The 20,965-nt window shown below is 45.9% G+C and carries 15 protein-coding genes; 10 read left to right on the top strand and 5 right to left on the bottom strand.

Annotation, left to right across the window (positions count from 1 at the left end; all coding sequences use genetic code 11):
• The first annotated feature begins 11 nt into the window (after positions 1-11).
• Positions 12-1,028, top strand: coding sequence for a hypothetical protein (locus BLS14_RS27480; RefSeq protein ID WP_090954832.1), 1,017 nt, complete (start codon positions 12-14; stop codon positions 1,026-1,028).
• 175 nt (positions 1,029-1,203) lie between these two features.
• Here BLS14_RS27480 and BLS14_RS27475 read toward each other — a convergent pair whose 3' ends face one another.
• Positions 1,204-2,766, bottom strand: coding sequence for an FAD-dependent monooxygenase (locus tag BLS14_RS27475; RefSeq protein ID WP_256336705.1), 1,563 nt, complete (start codon positions 2,764-2,766; stop codon positions 1,204-1,206).
• A 177-nt stretch (positions 2,767-2,943) separates the two neighbouring features.
• On the opposite strand from BLS14_RS27475, the gene BLS14_RS27470 reads away from it, so the two are divergent.
• Both BLS14_RS27470 and BLS14_RS27465 read left to right on the top strand, forming a co-directional pair.
• Positions 2,944-3,654, top strand: coding sequence for a MarR family transcriptional regulator (locus BLS14_RS27470; protein ID WP_090954830.1), 711 nt, complete (start codon positions 2,944-2,946; stop codon positions 3,652-3,654).
• A gap of 273 nt (positions 3,655-3,927) precedes the next feature.
• On the top strand, positions 3,928-4,110 hold the full coding sequence (locus BLS14_RS27465) for an aspartyl-phosphate phosphatase Spo0E family protein (RefSeq protein ID WP_063567084.1): 183 nt from the start codon (positions 3,928-3,930) through the stop codon (positions 4,108-4,110).
• A 61-nt stretch (positions 4,111-4,171) separates the two neighbouring features.
• On the opposite strand, the gene BLS14_RS27460 is transcribed toward BLS14_RS27465, so the two are convergent.
• Together BLS14_RS27460 and BLS14_RS27455 are read right to left on the bottom strand one after the other, a co-directional pair.
• Positions 4,172-5,050: a carbohydrate ABC transporter permease gene (locus BLS14_RS27460; protein ID WP_063567085.1), complete on the bottom strand. Its 879-nt coding sequence runs from the start codon at positions 5,048-5,050 to the stop codon at positions 4,172-4,174.
• Positions 5,051-5,062: 12 nt separating this feature from the next.
• Positions 5,063-6,022, bottom strand: coding sequence for an ABC transporter permease (locus BLS14_RS27455; RefSeq protein ID WP_024631474.1), 960 nt, complete (start codon positions 6,020-6,022; stop codon positions 5,063-5,065).
• A gap of 265 nt (positions 6,023-6,287) precedes the next feature.
• Between BLS14_RS27455 and BLS14_RS27450 the strand changes: the two genes are divergently transcribed.
• The 6 genes from BLS14_RS27450 to BLS14_RS27425 all read left to right on the top strand — a co-directional run bounded on the left by BLS14_RS27450 (position 6,288) and on the right by BLS14_RS27425 (position 16,565).
• Entirely contained in the window at positions 6,288-8,048 is a 1,761-nt protein-coding gene (locus tag BLS14_RS27450; RefSeq protein WP_090954828.1) for a sensor histidine kinase, read from the top strand.
• Positions 8,023-9,615, top strand: coding sequence for a response regulator transcription factor (locus BLS14_RS27445; protein ID WP_176854790.1), 1,593 nt, complete (start codon positions 8,023-8,025; stop codon positions 9,613-9,615). Before BLS14_RS27450 ends, BLS14_RS27445 begins: the two co-directional genes overlap by 26 nt.
• Positions 9,616-9,714: 99 nt before the next feature.
• Positions 9,715-11,367, top strand: a complete 1,653-nt coding sequence (locus tag BLS14_RS27440) for an extracellular solute-binding protein (RefSeq protein WP_063567088.1) — start codon at positions 9,715-9,717, stop codon at positions 11,365-11,367.
• Between the two features lie 304 nt (positions 11,368-11,671).
• Entirely contained in the window at positions 11,672-13,360 is a 1,689-nt protein-coding gene (locus BLS14_RS27435) for a DUF6138 family protein (RefSeq protein ID WP_090954824.1), read from the top strand.
• Between the two features lie 40 nt (positions 13,361-13,400).
• A complete protein-coding gene (locus BLS14_RS27430; protein ID WP_143021590.1) occupies positions 13,401-14,477 on the top strand; it encodes a hypothetical protein in 1,077 nt (358 codons plus the stop codon).
• Positions 14,478-15,122: 645 nt separating this feature from the next.
• On the top strand, positions 15,123-16,565 hold the full coding sequence (locus BLS14_RS27425; protein ID WP_176854788.1) for a hypothetical protein: 1,443 nt from the start codon (positions 15,123-15,125) through the stop codon (positions 16,563-16,565).
• A gap of 211 nt (positions 16,566-16,776) precedes the next feature.
• On the opposite strand, the gene BLS14_RS27420 is transcribed toward BLS14_RS27425, so the two are convergent.
• Positions 16,777-17,880, bottom strand: a complete 1,104-nt coding sequence (locus BLS14_RS27420; RefSeq protein ID WP_090954818.1) for a stalk domain-containing protein — start codon at positions 17,878-17,880, stop codon at positions 16,777-16,779.
• A gap of 610 nt (positions 17,881-18,490) precedes the next feature.
• Entirely contained in the window at positions 18,491-18,697 is a 207-nt protein-coding gene (locus tag BLS14_RS27410; protein ID WP_063567093.1) for a hypothetical protein, read from the bottom strand.
• Between the two features lie 337 nt (positions 18,698-19,034).
• On the opposite strand from BLS14_RS27410, the gene BLS14_RS27405 reads away from it, so the two are divergent.
• Positions 19,035-20,663 (top strand): copper amine oxidase N-terminal domain-containing protein, encoded by a 1,629-nt coding sequence (locus BLS14_RS27405; protein WP_063567109.1) that lies wholly within the window; start codon positions 19,035-19,037, stop codon positions 20,661-20,663.
• The last annotated feature ends 302 nt before the right edge of the window (positions 20,664-20,965 follow it).

Below are 20,965 nucleotides of genomic sequence, written 5' to 3'. Positions count from 1 at the left end.
AGGAGTAGAGGATGGGAAGCAAAATACTGCCGGATTGGATTGATTCTACACAAAGCAGGAATTCTTCACGTGAACACATATCATGGAACGGAGCGGGCTCTTATATAGATGCGATGTACAGAATTCTGGTGCATAAACAGTGGACGGATTTACCGCGTCACATGATTGCGGGAATGACCGCAAGTGTGTTTCGATTAGTAGTGGATCGGCGTCTAACGACAGAATCAATCTCAGCGTACAACTGGATGGCCGAGAACTTTGTAGCTGCTGATTTCATAGGCGTCACGACCGGACAACACGGGGGATTTTCGTTCGAGCCGACCTTTCCGCTCTATCAGAAGCAGGCCCTGTTGGATATTAAAGCTTCCATTGACCGGGGTGTAGGGGCCATTCTATGGCATGACCAGTTTGTCATTTGCACTGGATATGATGATGGGGAGCAGATGCTGTTCATTTGTGAGAGTCAAGAAAATGAAGTCATTTGTCTGCCCTATGATTCTTTTGGTCGGAACAGTACACCATACTGGTACTATCAGGTGCTTGAATCCCATTCAACTGTAGACATATGGGAAGTATGTAAGGAATCATTAATTCAGGCCGTATACAAATGGGAGACCCATGATTACATGCTACCACCTCAGGATTACGCATGTGGACCTGCTGCTTATGCAGCCATTGCTGATGCCCTACAATCTGGTGTATATGAAACCGATCAAGCTGCCATTGTTTTGCGCTATTATGCTGATTCGAGAAAGGATATGGCCTCCTATGTTGCAGAGCTTGAGCATTTATCCAATCAGATGAATCATGTTGTGCAGGCGTACGCGTTACTCGCAGACTTATATGCTCAGATGATGGAGAAGGTTGAGGATTCAACAGCGTGGGATGCGAAGGAACCAGGGCATGTGCTAAGGGTGATCCATCTGATTAAGCGAGCAGGGGAAACGGAACAGCGTGCCATTGATGCCATTAAGAATGCCTTCCCAGAGACGATCGGCAATCGTTTTGAGGATATTGGATTAAGATGAATGGAACAGTGCACATATTTCAAAATGGAAAGATTATTGACAAACAGACCAGAAATGACCGCTGAGTGCGGTCGTTTTCGGTCTTATTTGAGTTTAAGTAAGCCACATATATGGGCGGGTTGAAAGACGACCCTCATACATTAACTGCACTAGCATTCATAGTCTCGCATGAGCTTCAATTCGAGTTGGATCCGATGGAACATGGCGGGGCCAACATTCTGGCTACATTGTCGAAGGTTGCCTGCCAGTCGGTCGTAATGATGTTCGCGATATAACCATCTGGCCGTATCATGACCAGCGTGTCGCTGGTGATGCCGTAGATACGAGTCAATTTGCCGCTGGAGTCATGGAGGACGTTTTGTTCTGAATCGTGTGCGGTATCAACGACGTAGCAGTGTAATTCGGCACCGCTGGTCGGCCAGTTCAACTTGGGAAGTATCTTGGCAGCGTTAGGACCAAAGGCAAGCAAAGTGAAGTGAGGCCCTTGATAGATGTCGAACAAACGCCGTTCCCCACCAGGTCCGTTGCAGGGAGCATCTGGCGCCCGGTCACCGACATGAAGGGTCCTTGTGGCCGATTTTTCGCTAGACGCGAGCGGTCCACCATTGTACGAAAGTCTAAGCTGTCGCTCCTCGTCTCCACGCTTGAGGCTAGCCAGGCGATTTTTGTCTAGCTTGGCGTACAGCTCGCTGGATTTGCTGAGGACGCGAGCGGCAATGGGTTGACGCTCGGCCTCGTAGCTGTGAAGCAGACTATCGGGTGCCCCAGCAGTGACCTGCCCTATTTTCCAGCCAAGGTTATAGGCGTCCTGTATACCCGTGTTGAGACCCTGTGCACCGGCCGGGGTATGGACATGAGCAGCATCGCCTGCAATGAAGACACGTCCCGACCGATAGTGTTCAGCCAGTCGAACGTTGGGGCGAAACACCGAACTCCAGGTAATGTCGTAGAGACGCAAACCTGTGAGATTGTGGAATTGAGTGGCCAGTGCGGCTTCGTCAAGGTTAGGCTTTTCATCTGGTGCCAGCCTGATCATGACTTGGAACTGATCGGAGTGTGGCAGCGGGCAGGCTCCGACAAACGTGCCACGTGTGCGTGGCCACATATGCCACCTATTGCGAGACAGTTTGTCGATCGAGCCGTCAATAATGAGCGTACGGTCAGAGTCGGTAGTCTCTCCGATAAATCGGATACCTGCCCCTTTGCGAACGCTGCTCGAACCTCCATCTGCTCCGACGAGATATCTGCTGCGAACCTTCTCCCCGGAAGAGAGAGTCGCCGTTACTCCATCGGCATCCTGTTCGAATTGCTCCAACCCGTTGTTAAATTCAATGGTTAAGCCGAGACGTTTCAGTAGGCGGTGTAAGATGGCATCCGTTCGGTGTTGCGCCAACAGGAGAATGTTTGGATACGGATCGCTCGGTGTTGGTTTATTTTGCTGCTGCATGCGCCAAGGCACAGTTAGCGGTCCAATATGAAAACCGGCAAGCGGGTAAGAACTTCCCTCTGACTGAGCCTCTTCCAGCACGCCGAAGTCCTCCAAAACCTCCTGGGTTCTTGGTTGAACTCCCTTGGCACGGGAACCTTGAAAGGCGTGAGGGGCTTTGTCAACGAGTCGGACACGAAGGCCGCGTCGAAGCAGGTCGACTGCAAGAGCGGAGCCAGTCGGTCCAGCTCCAGCGATGAGTACGTCAATATCGTAATGTTGGGTCAGTTGAATCTCCTCCTGATCACCCATATCGCAATGGATGAGATATGATGCTTTGTTTATTGTTTCTTAGAAACTTTTTAATTTCCGATGAAACAATCATAGTTTAATCCTTTACTGCTGTCAATATTGTTTCCAGGAAACTTTAATTGTCGGACATACCCTGATATACTGGTATGAAGCTAACAATCGTTGGAGGAAAATTGAATGATCAACCCATCGGAAAATCAAAATAGAGATCACTTAATTCAAGAAGTATTGGAAGCAGTGAAAGATATACAGATCAGATTCCAATCAGAAGATGACGAAGAAAAACAGTGGTTGCTCCAAAATAGTCCTAATCCGGCTGTTGAAGAGCTAATCAAAGAAATGACGGTGACAATGCTGCATGTGCTGGATGCTATTGGTACACTCGAGCCAGTAAACGGCATAACCATTTCAAAGCAATTCGGCTTCTCCAAAGGGACGGTCTCCAAAATCACGAGAAGACTCGTGTCTCAAAACATCATCGTAACCGAGTCACTTCCGGATAACAAAAAAGAAGTTCTATTCCGTACCACATCGCTCGGAAAAGAGATTTATCGTTTGCATCAGGGCCTGCATCATCAGATTGATCTTGGGGTTCATCATTTCTTGCAACGGTATAACGTGGATGAGTTACAGTTTCTCGTCAACACCCTCCAGAAGACATTGCATACATCATGGATTCATTCGCAGACAGAGGAGGAGGCCACTGAACTCGTCCCAAGAGAGGCGCCTACAAGCAAGGATTCAGAAGCTCATAGGGCCAATAGTTCTACATCGATGACCGATGAAATGAGCGAAATCATGTCTATGCTCAACAAGTTGGATTCCCGTAATTTGAAGAAAGCAAAAACCATATTAAATGATGTTTTTTTTGCAGACTATGAGGACTAGCCACATAATATTTCATAAGGAAATGGTGTGCAGGTTTCTGCGAACAATAAATTAAGGTATAACAAAATACCGGATAAGGCTTGATAAGCCTATCCGGTATTTTTTCGTATTTTGCCACATCTGAGTCCATTGCTCATCCTTATTTCAACCTGTACAAGAAAAAATAATCATAAATTCGATTTTGGGGTAATGTGCAGCTCCCTTTGTTCCGAATATTATAATAGATGGTCTTTTTTGGATGGAGGATATTGAAGGACAACAGGGGGCGGGAGTATGGTGCATAATCCGGAAACCATTCAGGAATGTATCGAAAAGGCACGACAGAGGCTCTACCAGATTGCAAACGCTCATAAAGAACTGTGGCATCCGGAAGTCATTCGTCAATCGATGGTTCTGGATGAACTCATTAATCAATATAACAATGCCATTCGCGGAAAGACATCCCGAAGTAAATAACGGCGCGTTATAAACCTCGGGATGAAATGATGCGAATGCATTCAGTTTTAGTATACGAACCCTATTCTTTTACGGCCCCAAGCACAATTCCTTTTACAAAGAAACGCTGCAAGAATGGATACACGAGGAGGATTGGCAGTGCCCCAATAAAGATCTGGGCTGCGTTAACGGTACGCTGCGACATGTTCTGAAGCTGCGTCGCATCGACATTCATATTGGAGAAATCCTGTTGCACGATAATGGTTTGCATTAACGTAGCGAGCGGATATTTGGCTGCGTCATTCATATAGATCAACCCGTCGAACCAGGAATTCCACTGCCCCACCATGGTGAATAGGGAGATCGTTGCAATGGCCGGCATGGACACAGGCAGATAGATGCGGAACAATGTGGTGATATGGTTGGCACCATCGATGAACGCCGCTTCTTCTAGCTCTTTGGGCACGTTACGGAAGAAGTTCATCATGAGAATTAGGTTCCAGACCGCCACAGCGCCCGGCAAAATCAGAGCCCACATGGTGTTGATCAGTCCCAGCTTTTGAATCAGGATATAGGAAGGGATCAGTCCGCCACTGAACAGCATCGTGAAGATGAAAAACCACGCGTACAGTGAACGTCCCTTAAAGTTCAGACTTTCCTTGGATAAAGGATATGCCGTCAGGGTGACCAGCACCATACTGAGCAGCGTACCGAACACGGTACGTTGCACTGAGATCCAGAGCGCGCTAAGAAAGTTACTGTTACCAAACGTTTTGGTATAAGCGTCGACTGTAAAATCAATCGGCCAGAGCGTTACCAGATTGGCGGAAGCTGCCGCTTTACCGCTGAAGGAAACCGCCAGAATGTGGACAAGCGGCAGCACACACAGCAGCGAGACGGCCGCGATGAAGAACAGGTTGAAGCCGTTAAATATACGGTATCCGGTCGTTTTGTGATACACCTTAATTCCTCCTTAGAAAATGCGGTAATTAGCGATTTTGTAAGCCATCCGGTAGGCAGTAATAACGAGGAACATGGCAACAAAGGATTTAAACAAACCAACCGCAGTTGCAAAGCTCATTTTGCCATTCAAAATACCCATCCGGTAAACAAACGTGTCAATAATATCGCCTTTATCATATACAAGTGGATTGTACAGGTTGAAAATCTGGTCAAATCCAGCATTAAGAATATTCCCCAGTGATAGCGTTCCCACCACAATGATCATCGGCACGAGTGCAGGCAGCGTAATGTGTAGGGTCTGCTTAAGCCGTGTTGCCCCGTCAACTTCGGAAGCTTCGTATAGAGCAGGGTTAATGCCCGCAAGGGCTGCAAGAAAGACAATGGTACCAAATCCGAATTCCTTCCATACATCACTGATGACCACGGTTACACGGAACCAGTCGCCATCTCCCAAAAAGAAGATCGGTTCAATGCCAACGGCCGCCAGAACCTGGTTAATCAGTCCGCCTTCGGGGGAAAGCATGTCCAGCAGGATGCCGCCCAGTACAACCCAAGACAAGAAATGGGGTAGGTATACCAGCGTCTGTGAGAACCGTTTGAACGTGGAATTACGTACTTCATTCAGCAAAATGGCAAACACAACCGGGGCCACGAGTCCGGCCACAATCTTCATGGCGGCAATCAGTACGGTGTTCCAGATGACCTGAACACTATCCGGATATTCGAACATGAATCGGAAGTTATCCCATCCTACCCATTTGGAGCCGGTGAATCCCAGCCATGGTTTGAAATCCTGAAACGCAATAATAATGCCGCCCATAGGCACATAGGCGAACAGCAATGTGAGCAATACCGAAGGCAGCAGCATCAGATGCAGCGGCCAATTGCGTTTGAAATTCCAGCGGGTACGTTTGCGTGGATTGTGTGTTGCCTGCCGCACCGGCGTATTGGTCGTTAGTGGTTGTTCCATAGCCATCAGGTCCCTCCTTTATATCGTCCAGCCTCTGCATAATGAGGCTAGTAAGCCTCTGCAAATAGTGGAGCAACTGAATTATAGCAATGGAAACGGGCGGGCTATAGAACAACATTTCAAGGCGGATGTTGATTTATTAACTTGTTAAAAACGTATACCGAATAGTGACTCATTTGAAATTCAGTATAGATATGTAAGGGGTTTCAATATAAAATAGGACTTCGATGTGTATCTTTACTTTAATCCGGGACAGGGTGAAGCAATGAAATTTACAGTATTCTCAAAAACAGTCATGCTGCTGGTCTGCTTGCTGGTACCCATCTTGCTGCTCTATACCTACGCGAATCAGGCGAACGTGGACATGATCGTCGAGGAGAAGCAGCAGTCCAGCTTGAACCAGTTCAACTATTTTAGCTCTCAGGTGGATAAAAATATTGAACAGCTCTCGCTTTACGGGCTGACTTTGCTGCGTGATCCAAGCATTCTACACTATCGTTACATGACAGAATCGACCAGCCAATATGAGAAAAACAGCATCTATCTCGATATTCTCGACAAATTGTCACTATACCAGTCCACCAGCCGCTGGAAGAACGATATTACCATTGTTCTGCCTCAGGCAGAGCTGGTCCTATCCACCATGTCCAACCGGACGGTCTTCAATGAGAAGATGTTAAACTTTCCACAGCCAGGCCGATGGCAGTTGAACGAAGGCAGCTTCACTTATTTCTTTACGGATAACTACGAGTGGAATGAAAAACCTGTGACCACGGATGTACGAACGGTGATGGAGATTGATTTTGACCCGATGAACATTGTTGCCATGCTGGATGATTTCAAGGAGGCCCAGGGAGGAGATCCCTTTCTTCTCGTCCCTGGCAACGAGCCTCTGTTAAATCGGAGTGCGGACCCCGAGCTCGTGGAAGCGGTGATGCGGGACATGCCATTAACCGAATTGGATAGTGAAGGCAACCATCAGCTGGAGGTGGGGGGCAAGCAGTACTTGGTCAGTTATGTGCTCTCCAAACAACTAAACGGAATCTATGTTAACCCGGTTGTACTGGATGATTTGCTTACGCCGATGGACAAGAGCCGAAATATGTTTATAACCTCGATTTTGCTGCTGCTCGTGCTCAGTATTGGCGCTGCCCTGTTGTTATACCGAAAGGTACAGGTGCCGATACAACGTCTGATGAGAGGTTTGCAGCAGATTCGCAAAGGACAGCTGTCCACACGAATTCCGGTCGATCACTCCCGGGATGAATTCGCTTATCTGACGCAGAGCTTCAATCACATGGCCGAGCAGATTCAGGAGCTGATCGAAAAGGTATACGAGGAACGCATTCGCTCGCGGGAAGCGACGTTGAAGCATCTGCAATCACAGATCAATCCTCATTTCCTGTATAATTGTCTGTTTTATATTAAAAATATGACGCAGCTCGGCAACCGCGAAGCGGTTATTGCCATGTCGCTCAGCCTGGGAGATTACTATCGCTACATCACACGTGATGAGAACGATATGACGACCGTGGAAGAGGAAATCCGGTTGTTGGACAATTATTTGTCCATCCAACAGATGCGCACCAACCGTTTGTCGTATGAGATCGCTGTACCGCAAGAACTGATGCAGCAGCACATTCCGAGGCTGCTGATCCAGCCTATTGTGGAGAATGCAGTCATTCACGGCATTGAACCGATGGAGGGTAGCGGTCACATCGTGGTTACTGGCATGGCAGCACATGAGCAAATCGATGGAAGGGAATACACACGATACAGTCTGTTTGTCGATAACGATGGTGTTACTTTGACGCCGGAAGAGATTGTTAGTCTTGAGCGAGAAATCAATGAACCGATGGGTGAAGAAATAGGCACGGGTACCTGGAATGTACACCAGCGGCTCGTTACACGATATGGTCATTCTTCAGGACTTCATTTTGGAGTGATCCCTTATGGGGGTCTCAGTGTGGAAATACGATGGTTTGAGGAGGAATATCCTAATGATGAATCTAATGGTCGTGGATGATGAACATTCAGCGGTGGAATCGATTGCAGCCTCCATACCGTGGAGAGAACATGGGATTGGGCACGTATATAAGGCGTACTCGGTGAAAGAGGCATTGCAGCAAATGGCCGCACATCAGGTCCATATTATCATCACCGATATTCGTATGCCGGGCTTGTCTGGTCTGGATTTGGTGAGTCATATTCGTCAAAAGTGGGAGCGGACCAAATGTATCATTTTATCTGGACATGCATCCTTTGATTATGCGAAGCAGGCACTCCGTCATGGAACAGTGAGTTATCTGCTGAAACCAGTGCGGGATGAGGAGTTGATTGAAGCCGTGCAGCAGGCCTCCGTCCAGATTCGGCTGGAGGGAGAGAAACAGTTGATGCACCAGCGCGCCATGTATTCGGTGAGAGAACATTTACCGGAGAAGCGGGCGGGATTAATGAAGGATGTGCTGCTTGGACATAAATTTGTAGAGAGCGAACTTGTGGAGAAGCTGGAGCAATTCGAGATTGGATTCCGTCCCCAGGACAAAATGCAGCTGCTGCTTATCCGCTATGATGACCCACAGCCAACAAACAAGGCATTCCGTCTAATGAAATACGCCATCTCTAACGTCGTGGAAGAAATCTTTAGCAGCAGCTATAATCTCTGCCATACGGACGATGCGTATGATGATCTCGTTTTCATGGCAAGTCCGAAACAGGCACAGTCTGAACCGGAACTGCTGATGGGGCGGCTCGGAGAACGGCTGCTTCACAGTGTGAAGCAGTATTTAAACGCGACGATTTCACTATCAGTCAGCCGGATAGGCCGTTTTCCAGAGCAAGTTCCGCAGCTTTACCATCAAGCTGTAAGTGCACTGCGCAAGCAGGCGGAAGCAGGCAAAGGTCTGCATCTCAATGCGGCTGCCGGCTCCCATGGATCAACATTGAAATCACTTGCGGCACTTTATGAGCCACCCGGACTGACCGCACTGCTGGAAGCAGGACGGATGGAGGACGCCAATCGCAAGATTGATGCGATTTTTGCCGAGTTATCGGATAGTGTGTTCCCGGAGCATGTCTATGTTGCTTTTCACTATCTCGCTGCCGCGTTCTCCTACATGGCTCATCGGGAGGGCAGACAGTTGTCCGATGTCCTTGGTGAGCAGTATCAGCAACTGTTGAAGGACGGCTACGGCGTGTCACTTCGTAGTCTGGAAGCATGGACCCGGAGCGTGATGGAACAATGGGCTCTAAGCACAACCGATACGGGCCAGGAAAGTGGATCGAACATGATCAGACAGGTCCAGCAATGGATTGACAACCATCTGGGCGAAGATCTTTCCTTGCAGGTTATTGCAGGGGAGGTACATTTGCATCCGGTGTATTTGTCCAAAATGTATAAACAATCAACGGGTGAAGGCATTAGTGACTACATTATCCGTTCCCGGATGGAACGTGCTGTTCACTTGCTGAAACACACGGCAATGAAGATTTATGAAGTCGGTCAGGAAGTGGGATATAACAATACCCCTTATTTCATTCAAGTATTCCGTAAACATTATGGCCTGACCCCGCAGGATTTTCGGAACGGTTAACAAATCAATATGAACATTGAAATTGTGATATATGTTTGCTTCCCCGGCTGCACTATCCTTTTCATGTAAGGGTATTCAAAGTGATTGAGGAGGGGTTTCATGTATAGAAAAATGATGACTGCATTGCTTGCACTGACGATGGTTGCCGTAACGGCATGCAGTTCGGGGGCAAAGGAAGAACCATCCAAGGAAGCGGCTGCACCACTTGCGCTGCAAGATGGTAAGTATGAACCTGCGGTTCAGATGAGCTATTTGCGAGCCTGGAATGATGATACAAAGTTTAAGAACGGAGAAACTGCACAGAACAACGTGCACACCAAATGGGCCAAAGAACGTTTGGGCATCGATCTGACCACACCTTGGGCTGTATCCGTGACCAATGATGCTTTTTACACGAAGCTTCGTCTCTCCCTGTCGGCTAATGAAGAGCTGCCGGATATCGTCTCCATCCGTGGTGACTACAATCTGGTGCGTGAGTTGATTGAGTCGGGTAAATTCGCCGATGCAGGTGAACTGTTCGATAAGTATGCATCTGACACATGGAAAGGGGCTGCTGAATCCGCACCGGAAGAGTGGTACCCGTACATGTATGAAGGTAAACGGTATGGCGTTCCGATCTTTGACTATGCTTACAACGGAGACCCGGTAATGTTTATCCGTGAAGACTGGCTGAAGAAGCTTGGACTGGAAGAACCAAAAACGATCGATGAGCTCGTTACGGTGATGGATGCATTTACGAATCAGGATCCGGATGGTAACGGTAAGAAAGATACGTACGGTCTGACGGTCGGCATGAAAAATGCCCTCAATACCTGGATGACTGAATCCGGCTGGATCTTCGGAATGTATAACACGATGCCAGGACAGTGGAATCTGAATGCAGAAGGAACACTGGAATACGGCTCGGTTCAACCGGGTGTGAAAGAAGGACTTGCAACGATGAAAGACTGGTTGTCCAAAGGCTATCTGCCGAAGGAAGCCGGCGTATATGATGAGATTAAGGCGGCTGAATTGTTTACAGCAGGCAAAGCGGGAATCATTGTGGGACCGCACTGGATGCCGAACTGGCCGATCGATGATGTGAAGAAAAATGTGGACGGCGCTACCTACAAAGCAATTGCCCTTCCAACCGGACCGACTGGCGAGAGCCATCACCACGGTTCAGGTGCTAGCAACGGGGTCGTGTTGATCAACAAGGATATGGCAAACCCAGAAATATTCTTCACGTATCAAAATTATTTGTTTGATAACTTCGCTAATCCAGAAGTGGGTGGGGAGTTCGAACATGGCTTTGCCCAAGGATATGACTTTGATATTGTAGATGGCAAAGTGCTTGGTGAAGCTGATTTGAAAGACGGCGTATCCCCGCTGAAGTATACACTTACTTATGATGGTGCCCGTATTCCTAACCTGATGATGGATACGTTGGCAGAACTCGCTACAGGTAAGGAAGCAGAAACACCTTTCGAGAAAAATACGAAAATTGCCAACAAACCTGAAGTATTTGCTGCGGCTCAAGTCGTGGTAGCTCATAAGGATGATGCAATCAAGAACAAATTTACGGGTGCACCTACGGATACGATGAAGATGAAGAAAGATGCGCTCGACAAGCTGGAGAAAGATACGTTCAGCAAAATCATTTACGGTCAGGTTGGCATCGATGAATTCGACGCGTTCGTAACGAAGTGGAAATCCATGGGCGGCGATCAAATCACAACGGAAGTCAATGAATGGTTCAAAACAGTTAATTAATACCTTGAATGATTTACGAGATGAATCATACTAAAGTAATACAAGAAGGAAGAGGTATTTCGTGAATACACCGGATTTGGGCGGAAAGTCGCCTGAATCCGGTGTTTTTGTTTTGTATGCGGAATGCTTAGACATGTACGAAAGAGCTTATCCATTAATTTCTCTGCGTACAACCGTGCGTAAGACTTATTGTTTCGAAGATGCGTGAGAGAGTAAGATAATAGGTAATATACGAACATCAATACGTAATTTTTAGCATAGATGGTTTGAGGAATGATCTGATAAATGGGAAGGCGGTTGAAGCATGAGTACACTCTATGATCAGGCAATGGAAGAGATGATTGAGGTCATTGAAGAATGGTTTAGTGAACAGTTGAAGCGGGATGACCTGGAAAAGGCTGTGAAGCGAACTACGCTGCAAATGGGGATTTTTAATGATATTTTGCTGGATTACAGACCTGGACGGACTACAGTAGACAGTGTGGATCTTGGATTGGATGAGGGATTGAAATCGAAGAATCCCGGTCCCTTTACCGAGGAACAGGTACGAAATGAGATCCAGCCCAAGCTTGTAGAAGTGGTTCAAGAGAAATTGGATAAGCTGGCGGATACACCGTTGATCGACTATCGGTTTACCTTTCGCGGGAAATTTCCAACGACAGAAGGAAAGCTGCAAGTGACCATGCTCGAATATATCAACGAAGGGAAAAGGCAGCAGTTGCTTGAGCGCATTCATACATACGTAGACCATAAGCTGCTAAAAGGTTCATATCCAACAAAGCCGTTGGAATCCTTTTTTTTGACGCGTCACCTGCTTGATCCGAAATTGTTCCCTGAACTGGACGTAGCGTGGACTATAGCGCAATATGATCGCATACAGGAGTTAAATAAAGGGCGTCAGGAAGCTCTGGCGGAGCATCGTGGTGATATTATTCGTGCGATAACGTCTTGGGCGGAGAATCATTTTTTGCCACGCTACTTTGATGTACAGCCTTCTGCGTACAGCGCCAATGTATATACACTTAAGCCAGGTGCTTCTTTGGAGGAGGACCAGCCAAAGAGCGAGCATGGGCAGCAGGTGGCACAGCCTATCGATCTGCTGCTATATGCAGCTGTGATGATTCTTCGTTATGAGCCTATTTACAGTAAACCGAAAGGCCTTACTTTCTTGGAACTGGCCAAACAATTGGGTAGTAGCCGTGCGGTTCGTATGATGACGGAAGGTAGCGGAACCTATGCCAAGGAAGATATTCATGTAAAAAATGAGCAGATGGAATGCACAGCCAACGATGTGTTCTCGATCATTACTATCATCATTCGCAAGGAAGAAGCAGCTGCCTACGAACAGGCCATTGCTTTTATCACCCGTTTGCTAAAGCAGGGCTTCCCCAAAAGTTACAAGATCAAGCTCAAATCCAGCGTGAAGCAGTATCTGTCTGTTAAAGGGCTTGCGAAGTCGGATACCCATCGATTTTTCGCAAACGCACTGGAGTACCCGGAGCTGCGTCCGCTACTTGAAGAGTATGCACGTGCAGCGATCGAAGAGTTCGAATTTTATGCGGATACAGAGGGTGAAAAGAACTGTATGCCAGGCAGTTATGCAACCTTCGGACTTGGATTGGCAGATGAGCGGTATTTCCCGTTGGTTGAATATTACATGGGTGAAGTGGATGATGAGCACCAGTTGGTACAGGATAAATTCACCGTTGCCTTTGCTGAGACACATGGTGTAACGGCCAGTTCCATACCTGCATTAGTTACCTGCCTGCGTCGCTCTACGGATTCCCTGAAGCTGAAGATTCAGCCAGAGTTGGAGGATGAGGAGAAGCTTGAACTTCTGGTCCAATCGCTGCAAGGAATGGAAACCTATGAAGTGGAGCATGTGTTGTATCCGATCTGGGGCAAGGTAGAGAAGCTTGCAACGCTGGCACGCAAGGCTGAGGGAAGACGGAAAGAATTGCTGTTAGAACTGTTAAAGGCCGCAGGGAAATAAGGATATACCCGTGAGTGGCTTTTCAAGGTTGATGTGATGTATGAGGATACAAGTAAAGGTGGATGAGTATATGGGGCCATTGAATCGAGATGCATGGAAAGGGCTGTCTGCTCAGGAAAAAGAGGAACTGTTGCGTGGGATGGTCAGTTATTTTCCCACAGGTTTGAAGTATGAAGAAATGGAGACATTTGAACGATTCGGTCAGCGAATCGAGACAGGTGTATTTTCGTATGATGAGCAGAGATTTGTGTTTGTGCCTGGTGATCGGGTGACACTCGGCTGGGATCGCTGGCAGGATGGAATGAACGAAGAAACGTCAACCGATTTATTAGAGACGGTCAGTGAGTATGGTGTGGAAGACGTGGATTCTTTTTTAAGTAGCCAGATGTCTCCGGTCAGGGAAGTGCACATTGCTCCCATGCTGGTGGAGTGCAGGAACCATTCACTTGGCTGGATTGAAGTGACGGAAGCTGAAGCGATGGCGCAAGAGAGTGCCTATTTTGCAGAAGAGTTGGAGAAGTTTAAGTTGTCCGATCTGAACCAGTATGAACTGCATCAAGAGTTCCGTCTGGTTCGTCAAGGTGAGGCAGTACAGGTATTTTGGTTCAATGAAGATTTGACGTTGGAGTATTTAATCAATGAAGAAGCAAAAGCGGGTTTTGGTTTGCTTACTGAAGATGAGTGGGAGTATCTGTATGGAGGGGGCTGCCGTACGTTATTTCCATGGGGAGACAGCTTCGACTACACGATGAAATTGAAGCATTTTGGAAGCCTCGAAGAGGTGGAGGGAATTGTGGATGAATCGGCAGAGCCGGGCCCTTCTCTAGTAGTTGAGAATGACCGTCCGTATGACTTGGAGCTGTCCAACTTTTTTGGTGTCCATTTTGCTGGAGATCCCTATAATTATGAGCTTACGCTTGATGCGTCTGGAAACATGATGCCCAAAGGTGGCGACGGTGGCGCGATGATCTGTGGTGGCATGGGTCCGTTGGTCGGTTTCCTACCCGCTGCGGCCGTATACTATCGTGACAGTAACGCAGGTGAGTTGGACTGGGAAGATATGATCGATTATATGAACTATCGGAGAGTGATTCGTTTAGCGGATTTGGAGGTGTAAACGTTATTTAAAAATAGATCTTCGACTGCGAACTGGAAGTAAATGTAATGAATGTTTAGGTCGGAAGTTCTATACTTAACAGGTCACATAAAATATACATTACTAGAGAAGGAGTTAAGTATGTCCAGAATATCTATTTGTTTAGTTACTGTGTTGGCTTGCGTTATGCTTTTTTCCTTACCCGGACTAACAGTTGCAGCTTCTAGCCCTGAAACCAACAAGCAAAGCACGCAATCCGCAACCACTTCTTTAAAGGAACGTGTGAGGCACAGCATTAATTTTGCGATCAGAGAACATGAGGTTGTTGTAGAAACCATCCGAACGAGTTTTGATACAGGTGAAAGAAAGGTGAATGAATATCACTTTACCGAGAATGCAGTTCTCCCCCAAATTTATACGGGCTCAACGATAACTTCAGGGCATTCTGATACAATTGTTTCCGATACACCACTAGGCTTAAAGGGTTACATAACTTACTATGCTACGGATAACAATCAATATTATTACGTCTTATATGAGTATGATTACAGTAGCAACTCTCTTCGCAAGGTACATGAAGGTGAAAATAGAATTTACTTGGAGCCACAATTAGGGATATTTTATACGCTTTATGTAAAAGAAGAACATAAACCAATATACTATTCCATGACTACAGGCAACAAGGTATATACTGGCGGGCAAATTTTGCTTGAGAAGGATTTTACCGATACGGATTATGCCATCTCACCACTCCCGCAAACCCGTAACGTTGGTGTATATTGCACAAGTAAGTACCAATGTAACTATATTGAATATGGTGGTGCCAAAGGAAAGACAGCCAAGGTGAAACAGCTTTGGATGAAGCATGACATAAAGACAGGGCTGTCTACCAAAGCTTTTCAGGCAAGTACAGATGTTAATCTGAATATCTCACAAACCAACACAAGAGACCGCAAATCCGATTGGACTGTTGTTGCGACCAAGAATGGAAAGAAAATAACACTTCTGAAAGATCGTATTGGCTATGTTCATACGTCTGTCTCACCAGAAAGAAAAACGCTGATACTGGTTACTGAGAATGGACTGGATAGTAAGATGGAATCGTCCACGGTTCATTTATATGACCTAAAGACCCTCAAACTGATTCGAACTTATGATTCTCCCTATCGTGCTCGCACAGAGGGGGTTCAGTGGATAACAGAGGATGAATACATTATTGAACAGTATTTTTCAGCTCCAGGTTCATTTCCTCCCTCTCTATATATCATTTCAGAGAATAAACATCTGAAACTGCAATATGATACATACCGAGAATGGAAGGGCTACTGGGATTCATTTCAATTTTCTGGCATATTCTTTCCTTTACAACCCGTAGCCATCAAGTCCGGAGAGGGAGTATTGAATTATAAGGGACAACCTTCATTTTATTTGGAGGGGCAACATTATGTTCCTCTAGAGGAATTTGCCAAGGCTTTTCATATTCAATATGTATTGGGTAAGGAACAAGTCACATTCAGTCGTGGACAGCGTTCATCCAGTGTGGATCGATCCTCAAGTAAATTGCTGACACTCTATAACCAGACCTTTATTCCTTTGGGACAATGGAACAAGGATTTGGGGCTCAAAGTGTCTGAAACGAAGGCTTACTGGGGCAATAAAGAATTACTAATTAGTGATGATGAGCGTAATACGAGTGCAGCCATGACACCAGAAAACCTTGCTTTTCATGCAAGTGCCCGGCGAATTGAAAGAGTAGGGGATATCTACAAGTTGGATCAGAACAATACAAAGTCATTGGAATCATTTTATCCGGATCGTATTGACGGTGTGGTTCTGAATTTTGACCGAACTTTGACTTTATCAACTTCTACTCTCCATTACATGGATCTAACTAGAGTGTTGTTTACCAATCAGGACTATACCAAGGTGCTTGGGACGTTTTCCATAACGGACATGCCAGAAGCGAGGTGGGGAATCAGTACGGAAAAGATTCCAGAGCAGGCGTTACAAGATGGTGTTCTGACCATGATTATACCAACGAAGGAAGATGAATCTACACTTGTCTACACTTTGAAACTTCCAGGCCCTTTTGACAAAAATAATTTCTAATCCTAGATGCTCAGAAGTACAGCTGAAATTTTATATAGCTGTGCTTCTGGGCATTTATTGGATCAATATAATGAAATTTGTTGTCTGACCGTACAGATGATTTTTACATAAGAAAAAAACACATCGAAGTCTCACTTGTTTATAGAGAACTTCAATGTGTCTTGATATAAATATTTATTTTTATGTTAGTTGATTTTCTAATAATTAGCCTTTATTTCACTTTTTGCACAGATACAGCCATTTGCTCCAGCTGTGTATGAGTCAACCCATTATTTGCCGAGCTAAGGGTTACATAGCGATCATCCAGTTTGAATGTCAGCATGTCGGTTTGATCCGGTGTGTACCATTTGGCGGTAACACCGTTTGGCAGTTTAACATTTTTGCCGTCATAGCTGAAGGAATAGTCTTTAGGCGACACAGTGACATTCATGTGATTGAAGACAAAGTTTACACCATCGCCGCCAGCAGCTACGTTTTTGAATGAATCTCCGGCAATCATGTGTTGTGGTGCGTAAGCAGTCTCGAATCCTTGGAATTTCGCAAAGGCTTTGCGGATGGCGGCTGACTGTTCTTGGGTATATTTCACATCAGCGAAGCCCGTAATGCCCTGATCATTGCCTTGAACCTTTTGCACAGATACAGCCACTTGCTGCAACTGAGCCTGAGACAGCTTATGGTCAGGTGAGCTTATTGTGACATAACGATCATCCAGTTTGAACGTGAGCATACCCGTTTGATCGGGTGTGTACCATTTGGCTGTGACACCATTGGACAGTTTTACGTCTTTGCTATTGTAACCGTCCGAATAGTCTCTTGGAGACACATCCACTTTCATATGATTAAAAGTAAAGCTTACTCCATCGCCGCCAGCACCTACACTTTTGAACGTATCACCTGCAATCATCTGTTGAGGAGCGTATGCTGTCTCGAAGCCGTCGAACTGTGCAAACGCCTGTTGAATGTCTTCTTTTTGCGCTGCGCTATAGGTTACATTGCTCAATGTAGAAGGATTGCTTGGAGCTTCGCCGATGATCACCTGTCCTTTTTTACCGTCATACGATACAGGTACATGCAGCGCATCAGCAATGGCACGTACAGGCAGATAAGTTGAATTGTTGTAAGTGATTGGAGCGAGTTTCTTGCCATTGCCATCCGTTGGTGAGTATGCCGCACCGTCTACATTGAAGCTGATCCCGTGGTTGAGATATGCCGAGATTTTCTCCAGTTGTGTTCCTGCGAATACGCCCGTTGCTCCTGTTAATGTCATGCCCAGTACCATCATCGTTGCTGCGGATTTCTTGAAGTTTTTCTTCATGTGTATAACTCTCCTTTAGTTTATATAAGTTGAATTGGGGGATTTACACCTTGCGACTCCGAGTGCAGTACCAACTTCCGATCGCTCTTATCCCCAGATTTTCTTGAATCCTTTTATAAGGGGAAATCCGGGGATAAAGGCGAACGCTACGCTTCTTCAGATTGGTTCTGCCCTCTCCGTTATGGTGTAAAAGTCAGATTCAACTTATATATTGTGTTTTTTTAAATGGCTTGCTGTCCTTATGGCTTTATATTACCCGCTGAACATATCCAGAATAATTCTGAATTATCTCCAACTTGTAAACATGTGTAAGGATCTTGGCATTTGGAATTTGTTATTTACAGAGGAGAGCATTCACATTATAGATGTTGGAGAAGCAAGGAGAGAGAAATGGGAGAGAATGTAGATGATTTTGAGCAGGGATACACGCAGGAAGGTAAGTCTTTCAGCAGGAAAAGTCTTTATGAACAAATTCATTTGTGGGTGGTACGTGGACTCTTGGCCATCATAAGAGAGAGGGGAATGGTTCGCCAAACCATCCCATATGTACAACGAAATTTTGAATTACTCGAAAAGTTCAGACATGTACTTTGCTGAGAGTAAGCGCTATTCAGTTCACTAAATACAGGACGAAACCGCCTATGCCGAGAACGATGGCACCAACGTATACATAAGTAAGTTTGCTCAGATTTTGCTTGGTCCTGCGATCATATTCGGGGTTGCTGGTCTGATTCGCTTTCGAATTCCCGATGATCATGGTAGCAATTCCACCGAACAGGGCAATGCCAATAATTAAAATATAGGGCAGCAATGTCATGCGATGAACCTCCTTCATTGAAATCAATCGTTCTGTTCATTGTACTTCAAGTTTACCTTGGATGTAAGCTTTTTATTGATAAATTAAGGAAAATAAAGTCCTTCACTTACAGTATGTATGCAGTGCTGAATGGAGCGGATCACTATAATTTTAAATTTTTAAATTTGAGATAAACCTTGTTGTGGCGCTTATTTGCGGCTTTCCTGGACGGAGGCTGCAATTTTTTTTGCCCAGAGAGGTGATCCAGATTGAAGAACCCTGCGTTACACCCTATGAAGACGACGACGAGGAAACAAAGGATAAACAAAACTAACCGAGGAGTGAACACGTAATGAAAATGAAAATGAAGAAATTTATCGCACCCATGCTGAGCTTGACGTTATTAATGCCAGGAATCGCCGGGGCTGCTGCAGCACCACAGACACCAATGACTACAATGAAGGCAAGTGTTAATACACCTGCTGCTGACCTGAGAGCGAGCCTGGATCACCTGTTATCCGAACACTTTGCACTCGCAGTAACCGCAATGGCGAAGGCATATGACGGAGCAAAAGATGCAGACGCAGCTTACAAAGCACTCGACCAAAATGCATTGGATATGCAGCCGGCAATCGCTTCCCTTTACGGTGATGCAGGAGCCAAAGAATTCGAACGTATCTTCCGCGCTCATAACAAATATACAGATGATCTTGTGAAAGCAACTAAGATGGGTAACCAGGCTGGAATCAAACAGGCACAGAATAATATTAACGGTTTTGTAGAAGAATTCTCTACATTCCTCAGCACCGCAACGGAAGGCAAATTGCCAAAAGCGGCAGCTAAAAATGCTTTGAAAGTACATGAAGATCTCGTGCAAAAAGTATTTGATGAATATGTAGCAGGTGACTATACAGATGCATACAAAGCTTACCGTGAAGGTTTCAAAGAAATGTTCGACGTGAGTAAAGCACTTTCCACAGCAATCACAACACAAATGCCTGAGAAATTCGAGAATAGCAAAGCGGACACACCAGCAGCTGATCTGAGATCTGCACTGAACCACTTGGCTTCCGAGCACTTCGCTCTGTCGGCTCTGCAGATGCAAGAACAATACGATGGCCGCACAGCAGCATCCAATGCACTGGTTACAGCTGAAGCTGGAAACACAGCGGATTTCAAAGCAGCGATCGCTTCCATTTACGGTAATGACGGTGCCAATGCGTTCGAGAAAATTTGGGTAACCAACCACGTGAATGCACAAAGCGACTATGTAACAGCCGTTAAAAACAATGATGCAACCGCTCGTGCAGCTGTCGAGAAACGTATTGACGGATTCACAACGGAGTTCGCGACATTCCTGGATTCCGCAACAGCGGGTAACTTGCCAAAAGCTGCCGGACAGCAAGCATTGACTACACATGAGAAGCAAGTACAACAAGTATTGGATCAATACGCTGCGGCTAACTACGGAGGTTCGTACACGACCAACCGTGAAGGATTCAAAGTTATGTTTGGTGTAGGTCAAGCCTTGGGTAATGCAATTGTCACGCAATTCAATGATAAATTCCAAGAGCAACCCACTACACCGACAATGCCTGAAACAGAGACAACAACTGTATGGATGCAGCTGAACAGCAAAACGCTGAAAATCAATGACAAAACAACCAACATGGACACCACGCCAATGCTCTGGAAAAACACAACCTACATTCCATTGCGCTTCTTGAGCGAAGGAATTGGTGCAACCGTGAAATGGGATAAAAAAGCACAACAAGTAACTGTAATGGCTGGCAATGATACACTGAAGTTCTGGGTGAACAACAATGTTATGGAAGTGAACGGCATGAAGAAAAATGTGGGCGCAACAGTCTTTGTTAACAAAGATGGACGTACACAAGTGCCACTGCGTTTCATCGCTGAGCTTCTTGGCTGGGATGTAAAATGGGCGCAAAAAGATGGCTCCATCACACTGACTAAATCCATGTAATCACTATTTATAAAAAGAAGAACGAAAAAAGCTGCCCCATACGGCAGCTTTTTTCGTTTTCATTTCAGCGCCTTTACCTTCATCTTACTTGGTGAACCTGCAATCCAATCTGCATCACATGGACGCAAAAAGGCCACATCAAAATATTCAAAAATTTGGTATAATCAAGGGAGCCAGCAACCTCGCCGTAACGTATAATTGATCACGGTACGGTGGTGGACTGTACATAATCTGATTCACTAGCCCGTTGGAGTCATGTATGTTGTATTATTATTCGGTATGATCAAACAGGAAAAGGGGGT

Origin of the sequence: Paenibacillus sp. OK060, from assembly GCF_900101205.1 — a bacterium.
Classification (GTDB): domain Bacteria; phylum Bacillota; class Bacilli; order Paenibacillales; family Paenibacillaceae; genus Paenibacillus; species Paenibacillus marchantiae.
The sequence above is the reverse complement of the archived record's forward strand: the minus strand, read 5'-3'. Positions and strand labels throughout refer to the sequence as shown.